The 16,314-nt window shown below is 60.5% G+C and carries 15 protein-coding genes; 7 read left to right on the top strand and 8 right to left on the bottom strand.

What is annotated here, in order from left to right:
- The first annotated feature begins 45 nt into the window (after positions 1 to 45).
- On the top strand, positions 46 to 1,206 hold the full coding sequence (locus C934_RS0113155; RefSeq protein ID WP_026371787.1) for an aminotransferase: 1,161 nt from the start codon (positions 46 to 48) through the stop codon (positions 1,204 to 1,206).
- Between the two features lie 250 nt (positions 1,207 to 1,456).
- Here the strand turns inward: C934_RS0113155 and C934_RS0113150 are convergent, their stop codons facing one another.
- The 6 genes from C934_RS0113150 to C934_RS0113125 all read right to left on the bottom strand — a co-directional run bounded on the left by C934_RS0113150 (position 1,457) and on the right by C934_RS0113125 (position 7,643).
- Positions 1,457 to 2,563 (bottom strand): Gfo/Idh/MocA family protein, encoded by a 1,107-nt coding sequence (locus tag C934_RS0113150; protein WP_018857150.1) that lies wholly within the window; start codon positions 2,561 to 2,563, stop codon positions 1,457 to 1,459.
- Between the two features lie 11 nt (positions 2,564 to 2,574).
- Entirely contained in the window at positions 2,575 to 3,360 is a 786-nt protein-coding gene (locus C934_RS0113145; protein WP_018857149.1) for a ThuA domain-containing protein, read from the bottom strand.
- A gap of 75 nt (positions 3,361 to 3,435) precedes the next feature.
- Positions 3,436 to 4,464, bottom strand: a complete 1,029-nt coding sequence (locus C934_RS0113140) for an ABC transporter ATP-binding protein (protein WP_018857148.1) — start codon at positions 4,462 to 4,464, stop codon at positions 3,436 to 3,438.
- 12 nt (positions 4,465 to 4,476) lie between these two features.
- Positions 4,477 to 5,307, bottom strand: a complete 831-nt coding sequence (locus C934_RS0113135) for a carbohydrate ABC transporter permease (RefSeq protein WP_018116605.1) — start codon at positions 5,305 to 5,307, stop codon at positions 4,477 to 4,479.
- Positions 5,307 to 6,293 carry a carbohydrate ABC transporter permease gene (locus C934_RS0113130; RefSeq protein ID WP_018857147.1) on the bottom strand — a complete coding sequence of 329 codons (987 nt, stop codon included), beginning with the start codon at positions 6,291 to 6,293 and terminating at the stop codon, positions 5,307 to 5,309. Before C934_RS0113130 ends, C934_RS0113135 begins: the two co-directional genes overlap by 1 nt.
- An 84-nt stretch (positions 6,294 to 6,377) precedes the next feature.
- The gene (locus tag C934_RS0113125) at positions 6,378 to 7,643 is read right to left on the bottom strand and encodes an ABC transporter substrate-binding protein (protein ID WP_018857146.1); all 1,266 of its coding nucleotides are present in this window, start codon (positions 7,641 to 7,643) and stop codon (positions 6,378 to 6,380) included.
- Here C934_RS0113125 and C934_RS36445 point away from each other — a divergent pair.
- The 6 genes from C934_RS36445 to ligD all read left to right on the top strand — a co-directional run bounded on the left by C934_RS36445 (position 7,561) and on the right by ligD (position 13,462).
- The gene (locus tag C934_RS36445) at positions 7,561 to 7,791 is read left to right on the top strand and encodes a hypothetical protein (protein ID WP_409564067.1); all 231 of its coding nucleotides are present in this window, start codon (positions 7,561 to 7,563) and stop codon (positions 7,789 to 7,791) included. The two genes, C934_RS0113125 and C934_RS36445, sit on opposite strands and share 83 nt — an antisense overlap.
- 167 nt (positions 7,792 to 7,958) lie before the next feature.
- Positions 7,959 to 8,984, top strand: a complete 1,026-nt coding sequence (locus C934_RS0113120; RefSeq protein ID WP_018857145.1) for a substrate-binding domain-containing protein — start codon at positions 7,959 to 7,961, stop codon at positions 8,982 to 8,984.
- Positions 8,985 to 9,323: 339 nt separating this feature from the next.
- Positions 9,324 to 9,680, top strand: a complete 357-nt coding sequence (locus C934_RS31935) for a hypothetical protein (RefSeq protein WP_026371786.1) — start codon at positions 9,324 to 9,326, stop codon at positions 9,678 to 9,680.
- Positions 9,681 to 9,828: 148 nt separating this feature from the next.
- A complete protein-coding gene (locus C934_RS0113110) occupies positions 9,829 to 10,098 on the top strand; it encodes a hypothetical protein (protein WP_026371785.1) in 270 nt (89 codons plus the stop codon).
- Between the two features lie 11 nt (positions 10,099 to 10,109).
- Complete coding sequence (ku, locus tag C934_RS0113105; RefSeq protein WP_018857143.1) at positions 10,110 to 10,943, top strand: non-homologous end joining protein Ku; 834 nt, start codon at positions 10,110 to 10,112, stop codon at positions 10,941 to 10,943.
- Positions 10,944 to 10,945: 2 nt separating this feature from the next.
- The gene (gene ligD, locus C934_RS0113100) at positions 10,946 to 13,462 is read left to right on the top strand and encodes a DNA ligase D (RefSeq protein WP_018857142.1); all 2,517 of its coding nucleotides are present in this window, start codon (positions 10,946 to 10,948) and stop codon (positions 13,460 to 13,462) included.
- A gap of 19 nt (positions 13,463 to 13,481) precedes the next feature.
- Here ligD and ku (C934_RS0113095) read toward each other — a convergent pair whose 3' ends face one another.
- Both ku (C934_RS0113095) and C934_RS0113090 read right to left on the bottom strand, forming a co-directional pair.
- Positions 13,482 to 14,291, bottom strand: coding sequence for a non-homologous end joining protein Ku (gene ku / locus C934_RS0113095; protein ID WP_018857141.1), 810 nt, complete (start codon positions 14,289 to 14,291; stop codon positions 13,482 to 13,484).
- Positions 14,292 to 14,395: 104 nt separating this feature from the next.
- The gene (locus C934_RS0113090; RefSeq protein WP_018857140.1) at positions 14,396 to 15,403 is read right to left on the bottom strand and encodes a DNA topoisomerase IB; all 1,008 of its coding nucleotides are present in this window, start codon (positions 15,401 to 15,403) and stop codon (positions 14,396 to 14,398) included.
- Positions 15,404 to 16,314 lie beyond the last annotated feature (911 nt).

Genomic DNA, 16,314 nt, shown 5'->3' with positions numbered 1-16,314 from the left:
TTCCGTGCAGGAGTGATGGTTCACCTCGTTCGAGAAGAGATCTGCATGTCTGCCTTGGCCAATCCGCTTGTTTCCCGCCTGTCTCCGCCACCCATTCCCTCGGTTCTCGCCTGGGCTCGCGAATACAAGGGCGGCAAAGGTCCACTGGTCGATCTCTCGCAGGCGGTGCCCGGCTATCCAGCCCATCCCGAAATGTTGCGGCTGCTCGGCGAAGCGGCATCTTCGACGAAGACGACGGGCTATGGGCCGATCGAGGGCGAGGGCGTGCTGAGAGACGCCTATGCCCGGCATATGTCTGACGTCTATGGGGCGTCCGTTGCTGCCGCCAATATCCATATCACTGCGGGCTGCAACCAGGCCTTCATGTCGGTGGCCATCGCGCTCGCCGGTTCCGGCGATACCGTGGCGCTGACCAACCCGTTCTATTTCAATCAGGAGACGACGCTGTCGATGCTCGGCATCAAGCGCGTTCTCGTCGACTGCAATACGGAAAATGGCTTCCTGCCTGAGGTGCAGTCGGCCGAAAAGGCGCTCGCGGCCGGCGCCAAGGTCTTGGCGGTGGTCACGCCGAACAATCCGACGGGCGCTGTCTATCCGCCTGAATTGCTGCTGGAACTGTTTAACCTCTGCCGCAAGCATGGGGCGTGGCTGATCGTCGACGAAACCTATCGCGACTTCCTTCCTGAAGGCTATGGCGCCCCGCATCCGTTGCTTGGCATCCCCGGCTGGGAAGACACGCTGATCCTGCTCTACAGCTTCTCGAAGTCCTTCTGCATTCCCGGCCATCGTCTCGGAGCGATCACCGCCGGCGTTAACGTCGTTGCCGAGATTACCAAGGTCATGGACAACATGCAGATCTGCGCGCCGCGCGCTGCGCAGGTTGCCGTTGCCGAGGCAATGCCGATCCTTGCGGACTGGCGGGCGGGAAATCGCCTGGAGATTGCGCGCCGCGCGGATGCGTTGCGGGCCGTCATGTCCGGATTGCCTGGCTGGGAGATCGGTGCGCTTGGCGCCTATTTCGCGTTCATCCGCCACCCGTTCGCGGAGCTCAGCTCAGCCGCTGTCGCAGAGCGTCTGGCGAAGGAGGCCGGTGTTGTTTGCCTACCTGGGAGCTATTTCGGGGAGGGGCAGGAGCACTATCTCCGCCTGGCTTTCGCCAATGCCGATGCGGCTTCGATCGGTTTGCTCGCGGATCGTCTTCGGTAGTTTTGAAATGATGAAGGCCCGCGCTAGCGGGCCTGCATTGTTCAACTCCTGTAGCGTATCGAAGCGGATGTCCCATCCGTCGTCACCCCGGCCCATGAGCCAGGGTCCAGCGCGCGCAAGTCCTTGCGCGCGAAAGATCTTTTCGCACCGCGGACGCCGTGCGGCTGGATGCCGGCTCAAGGCCGGCATGACGGAGACAGTCGTATGAATGTCCGCATCAAGGTGCCTGGCTTTTTCGCAGGTGCCTTTGTCAGACCACGACGGTCAGCGGCGGTATCCGCTTGTCTGCCGGGCTATCCTGCTCGGAGGCCTCCAGCAGATTGAGCTCCCGCCGCTCCTTCTCCGACACGATCGCAAGGTCGAGGACCTTCTGCAGATTGGCGGCGTGGCGGAAGGTCGGGTCGTCCTGCTTTCCGGTTCTGACGGCTTCCGCAAAGCGCTGATAGTTGGTCAGAACAGCCGGGACCTCGATGTCGCGCCAGGTGGCGGTCTCGATATCCTCGCCGAAGCAGCCGCGCAGTTCGGAACCGTCAGGGCGATGGATGACCTCAAGGCTGCCCTTTTCGCCATAGACGCGAAGTTTCAGCTCATTGAGATGGCCGGTTGCCCAGCGGGTCGCATGGATGACGCCGAGTGCACCATTGGTGAAATCGACCGACATGGTGAAGCTGTCGTTGGCATCCAGCAGGTACTCGCCGATCTGGCCGCCCGGTGCCTTGTTAAAGGTCTTAAGGCGGGCAAAGACGTGGTCGATATCGGTCGCCGCGCCATAGGCGGCGAAGTCGAGGATGTGGATGCCGACGTCGCCGAGCACGCCGTTCGAGCCGTGACCGGTCGACAGGCGCCACAGCCAGCGCGATTCCGTGCGCCAGTCGCCCCAGGCGCGCGAGACCAGCCAGCTTTGCAGGTAGGAGGCCTCGACGTGCCTGATGGTGCCGAGTTCTCCCGCCAATACCATTTCGCGGGCCCGCTGCAGCGGAGCGACGTTGCGATAGGTGAGGTTGACCATGTTGATGACGCCGGCAGCCTCTGCCGCTTCCGTCATCTCCAAGGCGTGGTCGTAATGCTCGGCCAGCGGCTTTTCGCAGAAGACGTGCTTGCCGGCTGATATCAGCGCCAGGCTCGTCGCGTGGTGGATGCGATCAGGCGTGACGTTGGTGGCCGCGTCGAATTCACCCCATGCGATCGCTTCCTCGAGCGTCTGGAAGCGCTTCTCGATGTGGAAGTGATCGGCAAATTCGGTGAGGCGCGCCGGGTCGGTATCGACGGCGCCGACAACTTCCACGCCGTCGATGGCGAGGAAGTTGGCAACCTGGTTTCTGGCCATCGAGCCGGTGCCAAGAACGAGTAGTCGCATATGTGTGCTCCTCAGCGGTAACCGGCTTCGCCGGCCTGATGCAGTCGCGGGCCGCGTTCGACGATCGGCTCGAGAGCCTTTTCGACCGGAACATTCGGGGCATCGGTGATGCTCTTCAGATCGCCCTGTGGGTTATAAGCCCATTTCACGCCGTTGATGAGTACCTTCTGAACGTTGGCATCATGATAGGTCGGATAGGTTTCGTGGCCAGGGCGGAAGTAGAAAATGTTACCGGCGCCACGACGCCAGGTAAGTCCTGAACGGAAGACTTCGCCGCCCTGGAACCAGGAGATGAAGACGGTTTCCAGCGGCTCCGGCACGGAGAACTGCTCGCCGTACATTTCCTCGTTCTCGAGAACGAAGTTTTCGTCGATGCCGGCTGCGATCGGGTGGCGCGGGTTGATCGTCCACAGACGCTCGCGCTCGCCGGCTTCGCGCCACTTCAGCGCGCAGGGGGTGCCCATCAGACGCTTGAAGATCTTCGAGAAGTGGCCGGAGTGCAGGACGAGAAGGCCCATGCCTTCCCAGACGCGCTTGGCGACGCGCTCGACGACAACGTCGGAGACCGCGCCGTGATCCTTGTGGCCCCACCAGGTGAGGACATCGGTTTCGGCAAGGCGGGCTTCCGTCAGGCCGTGCTCGGGCTCCTGCAGCGTGGCCGTCGTCGCCTGGATCGCCGGATCGGTATTCAGCGCGTTGGCGATGGTGGTGTGCATGCCTTCGGGATAGATGCCCCGAACGATGGCATTGGTGGTCTCGTGGATGTTTTCACCCCAGACAATGGTGCGAATAGGCAAGGTCTTGCTCCTTCATGCAGATGGTGGATCGACCTCGATGGGAGGCGAGGCGGATCCTGTGGTTTTGGGTAGATGTCAGGCCGCGCCTTTAAGGAACACCCTCTCGAGCGCGCGTCCGGATTGGTCGAAGCGATGAACACGGTCAGCCATCGGGGAAACCCCGAGTTTCTGGCCGGGCTGGTGGCCGGAGACACCCGTTTCCCTCACGACAAGCGGCTCTGATGTGCTGATGTCGAGATAAACGAAGCTGTCGGAGCCGAGAATTTCGGAATGAATGACGGTGCCGCGCCAGGCGGCGTCCTGCTGAACGATCTCCATATGCTCGGCGCGAACGCCGATGGTGTGGGCATTGTAGGGTGCCGAGAACTCACCGGTCAGGAAGTTCATCTTCGGCGAACCGATGAAGCCGGCGACGAAAACAGAATTCGGCGTTTCGTAGAGTTCGAGTGGCGTGCCGACTTGTTCGACGACGCCGTCCCGCAGAACGCAGATGCGGTCGGCGAGCGTCATCGCCTCGACCTGGTCGTGGGTGACGTAGATCATCGTCGTGCCGTGCATGCTGCGGTGAAGCTTGGCGATCTCCAAACGCGTCGCGACGCGGAGGGCTGCGTCGAGGTTCGACAGCGGCTCGTCGAACAGGAACACCTTGGGATCGCGGACGATGGCGCGACCGATCGCGACACGCTGTCGCTGGCCGCCCGACAGTTGGCGTGGCAGACGCTCCAGGTAGGGCGACAGCTGCAGCATGCCGGCTGCTTGTTCGACACGAGCCTTGCACTCTTCCTTCGTGCGTCCCGAGAGCTTCATTCCGAAGGCCATGTTTTCGAACACGGTCATGTGCGGATAGAGCGCATAGGATTGGAAGACCATGGCGATGCCGCGCTTCGACGGCGCGTAGCGGTTGACCGCCTCGCCATCGAAGGAAAGCGTGCCCGAGGTGATGTCCTCCAGCCCGGAGATCAACCGCAGCAGTGTGGACTTACCGCAGCCGGACGGGCCGACGAAGACCATGAACTCGCCCTTGCGGATGTCGAGCGAGACGCCCCTGATGACTTCAAGCGCACCGAAGCTCTTGCGGATATTGTCGAGTCGAATCTGTGCCATATCGTGCTTTCTTCAACCTTTGACGCCGCCGGCGGTCAGGCCGGAAATGATGCGCCGCTGGAATATCAGGACTAGGACAACGACAGGGACCGTAACAATGACGGATGCTGCCATGATGTTGCCCCACGGGATTTCGAACTGGCTGCCGCCCGAAAGCAGGGCAATGGCGACCGGCACCGTTCGTTGAGCGTCCGATGAGGTGAATGTTAGGGCGAAGAGGAATTCGTTCCAGGCTGTAATGAAGGCAAGCAGACCGGTCGTGACTAGAGCCGGCCACATCAGCGGCATGAAAACCTGGGTGATGATGACCCACGGTGAGGCGCCGTCGACGATCGCCGCTTCCTCGATTTCGATCGGCAGATCGCGCATGAAGGTGGTCAGAACCCAGACCGTGAAGGGCAGGGTGAAGATCATATAGGAGAAGATCAGCGCGAAGGGCGTGTTGAAGATGCCGATCCAACGGATCAGCTCGAACAGGCCAGCGAGCACGGCGATCTGCGGGAACATCGAGACCGACAGGATCGTCAGCATCAGCAACGCGCGGCCGCGGAAATTGACGCGGGCAAGCGCATAGGATGCTGTGACGGCCAGCAGCAGCGAGGCTGCGACAACGAGGATGGCGACGAGCAGCGAGTTTCCGAGGCTGCGGATGAAGCTGCCGGTGGTCAGCACCGACGTGTAGTTGGTGAGCGAGATCGAGGTCGGCCAGTAGTTGACCTCGAAAAGGGCAGTGCCGGCTTTGAAGCTCGTCAGGATCGCATAGTAGAACGGGAAAACCGCGATTATGACGATGACGGTGACGAGCAGATAGAAGAGCGTGTTCTTGGTCAGGGTCAGCAGCATCAGCGGTCGCTCCCACCGAGTTTGACGCGACCGAGCCACATGTAGAGCACGGTGATCGTCGCGATGATAAGGAAGAGCACGGTCGACGCCGTCGCCCCATAGGCGAACTTGTCGAAGTCGAAGAGGTTTTCGCGCGCCATGACGGACATGGTCTTGGTCTGAGCATTGTTCGGCGTCAGCACATAGATCAGGTCGAAGATGCGCAGAGCGTCGAGCATGCGAAAGATCACGGCGACCATGATGGCCGGGCGGACCAGCGGCAGGGTCAGGCGCCAGAATACCTTGATCGGATTGATGCCGTCGATCTTTGCCGCCTCGTAAATATCGGCAGGTACCATCTGCAGACCGGCGAGGATGAGAAGCGCCATGAAAGGCGTCGTCTTCCAGATGTCGACGATCAGCACCGCGATCATTGCCGTCTCGGGATTGGCGGTCCAGGCGATCTTCTGGCTGATCAGGCCCATGCCGAGCAGGATGTCGTTGAGGATGCCGAACTGGTCGTTGAGCATCCAGGCCCACATCTTGGCGGAAACGATTGTCGGGATTGCCCAGGGAATGAGGATGGCGGCCCGGACGATGCCACGGCCAGGGAAATTCGCGTTCAGTACCAGGGCGACGATGAGGCCGAGGATGGTTTCGATGGTCACCGACAGGAACGCGAATTTCATCGTGTTCCAGACCGCCTTCCACCAATTCGGGTCGGCGAGCAGGCCGCTATAGACCGTGCGCCCGCTCTTCAGCGTGATCCAGGAGAGGTAGTTCTTGAAGCCGACGAACTCGGCGCCGCTGAGGTTGGTGAGCGATGCGTTCGTGAAGCTGAAATAGATCGTCCTGAAAAGGGGCCATCCGGCGACGACGGCAAGAATGAACAGGGTGGGGGCCAGGAATATCCAGGCGGAACGGATGCGCTCGGCGCGCAAGTCCGACGAGGTATTGACGGCGCGCGCTCGCGATCCGACGCTTTGGGAAACTGCGGCTTCAGTCATGTGGTACCCGCTTCTTGAGGCGATTGACGGTGGCGTCTCAGGGAAGGGCAGCGGCGGGACGTCCGCCGCTGCCGATGCCTTCGATTACCAGTTCTCGCCCTTCAGCGATGTCAGGTCGGCCTCGAGAAGCTCGAGGTTTTCTGCGGACGTGCCGTTGCCCGAAAGCGAGTTGTGAACGGCGGTCCAGAACTTCGAGGAGACTTCGTTGTACTTGACCTTGGCGGATGCCGACGGACGCGGAACGGCGTTCTGGAAGATTGGTTTCCAGTTCGGCATGAACGGCTGTGCCGTGGCGATGTCCTTGTCGTCATAGAGCGCCGACAGCGTCGGCAGGTTGGAGAGCTCGATCGCCCGCTGTTTCTGGCTCTCCTTGGAGGTCAGGAACTTGGCGAGCGCGATCGCGGCGTCCTGGTTCTCAGAGTATTTGGAGACTGCGAGATTCCAGCCGCCGAGCGTCGATGACGGCGAGTCGCCTTGCTTGGCAACCGGAAGCGTCGTTACATCGAACTTGCCCTTGACGGCACTGTCTGCGCCATTGCCGAGGGAATAGGCATATGGCCAGTTGCGCATGAAGACGGCATTGCCGGTCTGCCAGACGCCGCGGGACTCTTCTTCCTGATAGGCGAGGACGCCGCCGGGCGAGATCGTCCCGATCCATCCCTTGGCGCGGTCAAGCGCTGCCGCGGCATTCTCGTTGTTAATGGAGATCGTGCCGTCCGGTTCGATGATCTGGCCACCGCCCGACGACTTCACCCATTCGAGCGCGTTGCAGGTCAGGCCTTCGTAGGCATTGCCCTGGAAAACATAACCCCAGAGGTCTTTCTGGCCGGCGGCGCGTTCCTTTTCCTGGATTTCCTTGGCGGTTGCCGCCATTTCGTCCCAGGTCTTCGGCGGCTGCTTGCCGTACTTGTCGAGCAGGTCCTTGCGGTAGTAGAGCGCCGGCGCGTCGGTGTAGAGCGGTAGCGCCACGAGGCGACCGTTCACGGTCTGCGAAGCGATGATTGACGGGAAGAAGTCGCCGACGACATCCTTGGCGGCATCCTTCAGGTCGACGAACTGATCCGCCAGCTGCGGCGCCCAGATGACGTCGGTCTGATAGATGTCGACGTCCTTGTTGCCGGCGGCGAGCCACAGGCGGTACTGCGAGAACTGCTCGGTCGAGGAGGACGGCATGGTCACGATGCTGACCTTGTTGCCGGTCTCCTTCTCGAAGGCGTCGAGCTGCTTGCGGAGGAGCTCCAGGTTCTTGCCTGTGGAGCTGGCGGAAATGCTGATATTTGCGGCGAAGGACGGTTGTGCGACGCCAATCAACGCGGCCGCGACGGCGACCGCTGTGAAACGAAACTTCATATCTTCCTCCCAAAAGAACCAAACATTGGAAAAATTGAAAACGGTTTGGCTGGAAAAAGTTGTCAGAAGGTCGATATTGAGTCAAGCGGGCACTCGTGCCAAAGTCGCACAACCGCGATCACATATTGATAACAAAGCAAAATCATAGAGATGCTGCTCAATTTGGTTGTGGGTAAAGGTCGAAATACCTCTTCGGGGAATATCCAAAATTGAAAACGGTTTGGTTGCTTGTAAGCTGCTATGCTTAGTCCATAAGCAAGACCAGCACTTGGCGGCGATCAGCCAGATGGACCAGCACGAAAGACGCAATGTTGAATGAAGCTTAAAGAGTTCGCGAAACAGGTCGGATTGTCTCCAACGACAGTCAGTCGTGCGCTGAGTGGTTATCCTGAGGTGAGCGAGACCACGCGTGCACGCGTTGCGGAAGCCGCCGTCAGACTGGGCTACAGCCCGAACGTCAACGCGGTGCGGCTGAAGACGGGTCGGGCGGGCGCGATCGGCGTGGTGATGGGGCGTGCCGGCGAGTTCCACTTCGCCGAATTCATGGCCGGCATGGCGGAGCGGCTGGTGGCGGAAGAAACCGACATTCTCGTCATCCCGATGGCGGATCCGAACCAGGAAGACGAGATGCAGCTTTACCGCCGACTTGTGGAGAGCCGGCGCGTCGACGCGATCATCGTGCATTCGCCGAAACCGAATGACGAGCGCATCGCGCTGCTCCACGAGCTCGGCATGCCCTTCCTCGTGCATGGCCGGTCGGCCATTGACGTGCCGCACGCCTGGCTTGATATCGATAACGAAGCTGCGATCATGCGCGCGACCTCGCACCTGATCGATCTCGGCCATCGGCGAATTGCGATGATAAACGGTCGGCCGGGCGCGACCTATGCCCTTCACCGGGACAGCGGCTTCCGCAAGGCTCTTCAAAGCCATGGCATCGAGCCCGATCCGCAGCTGATGGCGAGCGGGAATTTCACCGACGAGCTTGGCTTCCGCTTCGCTCGATCTTTCCTCGAACAACCCAACCCGCCAACTGCCTTCGTCGCCGGATCCATGATGACGGCGCTCGGCGTCTATCGGGCGGCCCGCTCGCTCGGGCTGCAGATCGGCCGGGACGTTTCGGTCATCGCTCACGACGACGTCTTTCCGTATCTGACGGCGGACAACATGGTGCCGTCGCTTTCGGCAACGCGGTCTTCGATGCGCGCGGCAGGAACGCGATGCGCCGATCTTGTCCTGCAATTGCTGTCAGGACGGTCTCCGCTGGAGATCCACGAATTGTGGCCCGTCGAACTGATCCTGCGCGAGTCGACGGGGCCGGCCAGGCAGTCTACGTCCTGACGTCATAACTACGGATGCCGCTTCCCCCGGGACGGTTGCTGGTAGAATATCGCGCGTTTTTCCAAAACGATGGAAAGATGATTTCCGCCTCAGCGGAATTTCGGTGCCTAGTTGATTGAGCGGACGGCGCCAAAATCGCATATTGACGGCAGTTGCTCACGCATGTCGACCATCCTCCCGGTCGATGGGCAACTGTTCCCTCTGGAGGTTTTGACCTTCGAACTCCCAGCCACCGTGAATAGCGGTGGCTTTTTTTTGCCTATCGCGCCGTCGACGTGCCTCGGAACATTCGGTTGCGGCCGCTCGTTTCCTCCGGAAGAAGAGTTGAAGGAGAGCGTCATGCAGGTCGTCGGCACGCAGGTCATTCCCGAGAAGGGTGGCAAACTCGGTTTCACAATTGAATTCGTGGGCGATGGAGGGGAGATCGTTTCCGTCCAATTGCGCAATGACGAGAAGCAAACCCTCAACTCAAGGAACGCGGTTGAACGAGCCCAGGCTGTCATGGCGGAGATGGCTACGGCCGACACGGAAGAGGCCAGCGTCGGCCGATTGAAGGCACGGCCGAGCGCTCGTGCCGCCGGCGATCAGACCGCAATGGAAGAACAGCTGGACGAGGGATTGGAAGGCACATTTCCAGCCAGCGACCCAGTCTCGGCAACTGGTTCCAGCATTCCGACCAGATCGGCAAAACACTGAGGACAGCGCCTGAAGGGCGTCGGCGGTTCCGCTTTGGCCCGATCAGGTTGCAAACGAGGAAAAAATCTGGCGCTCGCGGCGGTGCGCCGGAACTTTTTCGCTTCCAATCCATTGAATCCCTTCGTTGCCGAAGCAGGCGGGTGATCAGGTGCCTCAGATCCGGAAAATTGATCGCAAGAGCAAGCAGGTGGATGCCCGGGATAGGCTGATCATCGCGCTTTATGCTCAGCTCAAGGCCGAGCGTCAGACTCGCGAGACGCTGGAATGGGTTATTCGGAATGGGGGACTCTCGGACGAAGTCCTGGAGGCGATCGCGTCCGATCCGGTTCCAGTCGTCACCAGCGACGACATCGCCTCCGTCGAGAAGATCATAGCCATTGACCAGCGACGCAAACGCAAACTGCAAAACGACAACTGAGGGGGAATGTCATGGCAGCGCGGGCAAGCTGGAAAGGCCATCTCAAGGTCGGAGACCTTGTCTGCAGCGTAGGATTATATACGGCGGTTTCGACCTCGGACCGCATCTCGTTCAATATCATCAACCGGAAGACCGGCCATCGGGTGGAACGGCAGTTCGTCGATAGCGAGACGGGCAAGGCGGTTGAGCGGGATGACCAGGTCAAGGGATACCAGCTGGACAATGGCGAATACATCGTCATCGAGGGCGAGGAGATGGCTGGCGTCATGCCGGAAAGCGACAAGGTCCTCAACGTCCAGAATTTCGTACCCTACAGCGAGATCAACAAGCTCTATTTCGACAAGCCCTACTACCTGGCGCCCGTCAGCGAGGATGATGAGGAGGCGCTCGGTCTGATCGCCCGCGCCATGCGCGATCAGAAGGTCGCCGCGATCGCGGAAGCAGTGCTCTTCCGCCGCAACCGTACCGTCCTGATCCGGCCGCAGGACGACTATATCATCGCAACGACGCTGAGCTTCGATTACGAGGTGCGCAAGCCGGAGACGGTCTTCAAGGACATTCCGGAGATGAAATTCGACAAGGAAATGCTCGAACTGGCCGGGCACATCATCGGCACAAAGAAAGGCACCTTCGTTCCACAGGAATACGAGGATCGATACGAGATGGCGCTCTCGGAGCTGGTCAAGGCGAAGATCGAGGGCAGGGAGCTACCGAAGGCCAAGCCGAAGCCGCAGGGCAAGGTCATCGATCTCATGGACGCTCTGCGCCAGAGCGCCAAGCTGAGCGCCAAGCCGCGAGCCGGAAAGGCAGCGCGGGCAGATAGCGGACAGACGAAGGCGAGCTGACGATGGCTCTGCAGGCCTATCAAGCCAAACGCAATTTCAAGGTAACACCGGAGCCGCGCGGGAGCAGGCGTGTCGGCAAGCCTCCAGCGCAGGCTGCGCTCCGTTTTGTCATTCAGAAGCACGACGCGTCGAGGCTCCACTATGACTTCCGGCTCGAGCTCGACGGCGTGCTGAAAAGCTGGGCCGTTACGCGCGGTCCAAGCCTCAACCCCGATGAAAAGCGCCTTGCCGTCCATGTCGAGGACCACCCGCTTGATTATAGCGACTTCGAAGGCATCATCCCGAAAGGCCAGTACGGAGGCGGCACGGTGCTGGTTTGGGATCGCGGCACATGGACGCCAAATGGCGATCCGCACAGGGGCTATAAGAAGGGCCATCTCGAATTCGACCTTGACGGCGAGAAACTGAGCGGCCGCTGGCATCTGGTCCGCATGCATGGCAAGCCGGGTGAACGCCAGGAAAACTGGTTGCTGATCAAGGCTGAGGATGCCGAGGCCAGCCACAAGGGCGACATTCTCAAGCAGCGACCTGAATCGGTGAAAACGGGCCGCAAGATCGAGGAGGTGGCGAAGCACCCTGACGCCACCTGGAACTCCCATCCCAAGGGAGCGTTAAAGTCCGCCTCTTCAAAGCCCGCAGCGAATCAAGCAAGACCGAAACGTCAGGTGTGGCCGAAGGGGGCCGAGAAGGCGGCGTTGCCCGCCTTCATCGAGCCTGAACTTGCCAAGCTCAAGGCCAAGCCTCCGTCGGGAGAAGGGTGGATTCACGAGATCAAGTTCGATGGGTACCGGTTGCAGGTTCGGCTTGAGAAGGGCAAAGCCACTCTGCTGACCCGCAGCGGGCTCGACTGGACCGACAAATTTGGCCCGGAAATCGTCGCGGCCTTCACGGCACTGCCGGCGAAGGCGGCGATCCTCGACGGTGAAATCGTCGTCGAGCGTGAAACCGGCGCCTCGGACTTTTCGGCCTTGCAGAATGACCTTAGCAAAGCCCGGCACGATCGGTTCGTGTTCTATGCCTTCGATCTGCTTTACCTCGATGGATACGACCTGCAGCAAGTGTCACTGACCAATCGCAAGGCCTTGCTCGCGGACCTGCTCGCCGACGTCGACGCGCGACTTCGCTATAGCGAGCATTTTACCGAGAAGGGTGCCGTTGTGCTGGAACACGCGCGCCAGCTCGGGCTCGAAGGCATTATCTCGAAACTGGCTGACAGCGAGTACGTGTCGGGACGTACCAGCGACTGGGTCAAATCGAAATGCCTGCAACGGCAGGAGCTGGTGATCGGCGGCTATGTGCCTTCGAGTGCGATGAACAACGCGATTGGCTCGCTGGCAATGGGCGTTTACCGCAAGGGAAAGCTGGAGCATGTTGGCCGGGTCGGAACGGGCTTCAGCGTCAATGTCGCGCACGAACTCTATGACACGCTGTCGGCGATGGAGCAGACGGAGAGTTCTTTCGACGACGAGCTCACCCCCGAGGAGCGTCGCGGGCTGGTCTATGTGAAACCGAAGCTTGTTGCCGAGGTTGAGTTTCAGGCATGGTCGGCGGACAACAATTTGCGGCACGCCGCTTTTCGCGGGTTGAGAGAAGACAAGGCGCCAGAAGAAGTTATGCCCGAAGCAACAACGACGACTGCGCAGGAACTGCCTCAATCCAGCGTCACGCTCACCCATCCCGATCGGATCTATTGGCCGGAGGAGGGGATCACCAAACAGGGACTGGTCAGCTATTACGCACGGGTATGGCGCTTCATTGAGCCCTATGTGACCAAGCGGCCATTGGCATTATTGCGTTGCCCCGACGGCATTGCCGGCCATCAGCGGTTTTTCCAGAAGCATGCCTGGAAAGGCATGAACGCCAATATCGAGCAGATCACCGATCCGAAGGACAGGGGCGGCGAGAAGTTGCTGCGCATCACCGACTTCGACGGGATGGTCGCGCTCGTCCAATCGGCCGTGCTGGAGATCCATCCCTGGGGGGCGACGACGGCGAGTTGGGAGCGACCGGACATGATCACGATGGACCTTGACCCGGCCGAAGACGTTAGCTGGGCCGAGGTGATCGCCGCTGCCTACGAATTGAAGGAGCATTTGGAAGCCGCGGGCCTGGCGGCCTTTGTCAAAACCTCCGGCGGCAAGGGCCTGCACGTCGTAAGCCCGCTCAAACCGAAGGCCGGCTGGGCGCCGGTCAAGGCTTTCGCCAAGGCGCTGGCCGACGGCATGTCCAGGGATCGCCCCGACAAGTATCTCGCGACCGCCACGAAGGCGAAGCGGAACGGCAAGATCTTCATCGATTATCTGCGCAACGGTCGCGGCAACACGGCCGTCGCCGCCTATTCGACGCGTGCGCGGCCCGGCGCTGCTGTTTCGATGCCGCTTGAGTGGAACGAACTGACCGATGAAATCGGTCCGGCCTATTTCACGGTCGACAACGCTCCGGCACGTCTCGATGCCTTGCGCAGCGATCCATGGGCGGATTTCTTTGCCGCCGCCGTTCCCCTTGAGAAGCGAAAGTAGCGGAGGCGGCTGCGGTCTCTCAATGAGATTTCGGGCGTCCCGTTTCCTTGGCGAGGCTCTTTTTCAGGGCGTCCATGATGTTGACGACATTGCCCGTCGGCTTGGATGCCGGCCGCTTGGATGAAGGCGGTGTGGCTTTGACAAGGCTCTTCTGCTTCGCACGGATCATGGCTCGCAAGCGCTTCTGGATCGGATCCTGCACCATGGCGGGCTGCCAATCCTCCGTTCGATCCTTGACCAGCTTCTTCATCATGGAGAGCACCGTGTCATCCACTTTGCCGTGGCTATCAAGTGTCGCGGCCGGCGGGCGAACTTCGTCGCCGAAATGCAGTGTCCAGAGGATGATGCCCTTGCCCTGCGGCTCCAGGAGGACGGCGCGCTCACGTCGGTAGAGAACAAGTCGCGCAACGCCGACGACATCGTTTGCCTTCATCGATTCGCGGATCACGCAGAAGGCTTCGGTGCCGACCTTGTCCTCCGGCGTCAGAAAATGTGGTTTGTCGTACCAGATCCAATCGATCGAGCCGCGCGGCACGAAAGTGTCGATGTCGATCGTCTTCGTGCTTTCGAGCCCGACTTCATCGAGTTCCTTGTCCTCGAGAATCACATAGTCGTCCTCGCCACGCGGATAACCTCGGGCCTGATCCTTGTCGGCGATCGGCTTGCGAGTGACGCTGTCGACGTAGCGGCTTTCGACGCGGTTCTTCGTCTTTCGGTTCAGGACGTGAAATCGAAGCTGGTTGCTATCCGTCGTCGCCGGTGTCAGGGACACTGCGGCCGTGACGAGTGACAGTTTGAGATAACCCTTCCAATACGTCTGACGTGCCATTCGCGCCCTGGCGCCCTGGCGCCATCTCCCGTGGCCGCATTCGCGGCAATCCTCCATAACGGTGTGAGCAGCCGTTTGGTTCCATTGCGCGCGGACAGATAGAGTCAGTGCCCATTGAGCGCCTTGAGCCAGCGGAGCACGGCGATCTCCTCCTGATTCATCCAGCGCAGCAGTCGCACGCTTCGGCTCGGTCGGGCGTTGGCGAGACTGGCAAGGTCGCCGGTCTCAAAGCTTTCGAATATCTTTGGATGGATATAGGACGACCGGCATACTGCGCGCGTGTTGACCAGGCGCGCGGCAATTGCGTCGATGACTTCATTCACCTGCCGGGCGCGCCCTCGCTGGCTTTCGTGTGGTTCAAGCGAAGCCAGCCCGGTCGCAGCCATTTGCGTTGCTCCCCAAGTGCGGAATTGGCGGGACGTGAAATCGGCTCCGGATGCTTGCCGTATGTAGCTGTTGACGTCCTGTGATTGGATGGGGTGGCAGACACTATCGTCATCGATGTACTGGAAAAGCTGTTGCCCGGGCAGCTCCTGGAGCATCTGCACGGCGCGCGTGATGCGACGGTCGCTATGACTGAGGCGCCATTCCTTTCCTGACTTGCCCTTGAAGCGGAAGTGAATGCTCGACCCTGATATTTTCACATGCTTGTTGCGCAGCGTCGTCAGGCCATAGGAAGCGTTCTCCGCGGCGTAGCTCGCATTGCCGACGCGGATGAAGAGATTATCGAGCAGCCAGACGATTGTTGCGAGCGCCTTGTCGATGTTGGGTGCCCGGCGTCGGAGGTCTGAATCCACCTTCTTCCGGATCGCGGGAAGCGCCGAGCCGAAGTCGGCAAGCCGCTCGAATTTGCTCTTTTCCCGCTCGGCAGTCCATTTGGGATGGTAGCGGTATTGCTTGCGGCCGCGAGCGTCGCGGCCAGTGGCCTGCAGGTGGGAATGGGGGTCGGCAGAAATCAGGACCTCGGTATAGGCCGGGGGAATGGCAAGCGCGGAGATGCGATCGAGCTCCGATGGCTCCGTGATACGGATGCCACCGGCGTCGTAATAGACAAATCCCTTTTTGCCCGCCTGCCTGCTGATGCCGGTCTCCAGGCTCGCTGTGAAAACCAAGCCGTCGGCAGTCGACGCCCCATTAAGTTGCGACGTCGCCGGTTCGTTGCGGGGTTGCGATTTATGAGTCGTTCTCTGATCCACAGTGAGCACGAAACGTCGTTGTCGTCGCTAGGTTCCGCTGCCGGCTAGGTAAGACGGCGGAACGGCGGCGAACGCGGCATTGAGTGAAGGTGGCGCGCTTGGCCCGGATTACCAATAGGACTTGGTATCTGGCTATAATCTCCCTCTACTTTCAAGGGCTTCGGTGCGACGGGTGTGACCGACGCGCGGCACTGCCGATTCGATTCGCAAGATGGCGGCGAATTCGTCAGACCTAAGTCCAACTACCCAAGCATTGGGCCAGCGCTAACTGACCCTTGTCCTTCTGCCCCGAAGGATGAGGGAGGCTTTAGGATGTCGCGGACCAACCCTCCTGCAGCCTCCCTCCTTCCGATCGGACCTTGGTCCAACTTTCCAAGCGGGCATGCTCTGTCTAAGTTGTTCTCGTCCTTCCGCCAAAAAGGACACGCAAGGGCGCCTTCGGGCTCCCCGAGGGCTCGAGAGGATCACCAACGGGTAGGCTGACCTCTCGGCTCTCCCGTGTGAGGCAAGAGCTTCCTGCTTGACCCGGCCTGATGGCATTTGAGACTGGTGGGCAGGAGGGAAGACCCCGATGTCGCCACGCAGCACGAGATTGTGCTTAGGTACCCACTCGCCTCGTCGGTTCTCCCGCACACGGCCTTGTCGAAGCGCCCAGCGACGGCCGCTACGTGATTGAGCACCCAACCGGCGACATGGAGGTGTTCCTCGATCTAGGCCCAGACGGCAGAGTGAAGGGCGCAGGGACGATCAGGACGTCAAGGAAGCTTTTTGACGGCATTGTCTTCCCCAGTTGATACTGACAAGCTTCGAAGAAGGCCGCCCTACGG

It is taken from the genome of Rhizobium sp. 42MFCr.1 (assembly GCF_000377185.1).
Classification (GTDB): Bacteria; Pseudomonadota; Alphaproteobacteria; order Rhizobiales; family Rhizobiaceae; genus Rhizobium; species Rhizobium altiplani.
This window is presented reverse-complemented; position numbering and strand designations above follow the sequence as displayed.

Coding starts and splice junctions, on each gene's coding strand:
- C934_RS0113120 (WP_018857145.1), top strand. CDS start 7,959: ATGAAGCTTAAAGAGTTCGCGAAACAGGTCGGATTGTCTCCAACGACA.
- C934_RS0113135 (WP_018116605.1), bottom strand. CDS start 5,307: ATGCTGCTGACCCTGACCAAGAACACGCTCTTCTATCTGCTCGTCACC.
- C934_RS0113140 (WP_018857148.1), bottom strand. CDS start 4,464: ATGGCACAGATTCGACTCGACAATATCCGCAAGAGCTTCGGTGCGCTT.
- C934_RS0113130 (WP_018857147.1), bottom strand. CDS start 6,293: ATGACTGAAGCCGCAGTTTCCCAAAGCGTCGGATCGCGAGCGCGCGCC.
- C934_RS36445 (WP_409564067.1), top strand. CDS start 7,561: ATGCTGATATTTGCGGCGAAGGACGGTTGTGCGACGCCAATCAACGCG.
- C934_RS0113125 (WP_018857146.1), bottom strand. CDS start 7,643: ATGAAGTTTCGTTTCACAGCGGTCGCCGTCGCGGCCGCGTTGATTGGC.
- C934_RS31935 (WP_026371786.1), top strand. CDS start 9,324: ATGCAGGTCGTCGGCACGCAGGTCATTCCCGAGAAGGGTGGCAAACTC.
- ligD (WP_018857142.1), top strand. CDS start 10,946: ATGGCTCTGCAGGCCTATCAAGCCAAACGCAATTTCAAGGTAACACCG.
- C934_RS0113150 (WP_018857150.1), bottom strand. CDS start 2,563: ATGCGACTACTCGTTCTTGGCACCGGCTCGATGGCCAGAAACCAGGTT.
- C934_RS0113155 (WP_026371787.1), top strand. CDS start 46: ATGTCTGCCTTGGCCAATCCGCTTGTTTCCCGCCTGTCTCCGCCACCC.
- ku (WP_018857143.1), top strand. CDS start 10,110: ATGGCAGCGCGGGCAAGCTGGAAAGGCCATCTCAAGGTCGGAGACCTT.
- ku (WP_018857141.1), bottom strand. CDS start 14,291: ATGGCACGTCAGACGTATTGGAAGGGTTATCTCAAACTGTCACTCGTC.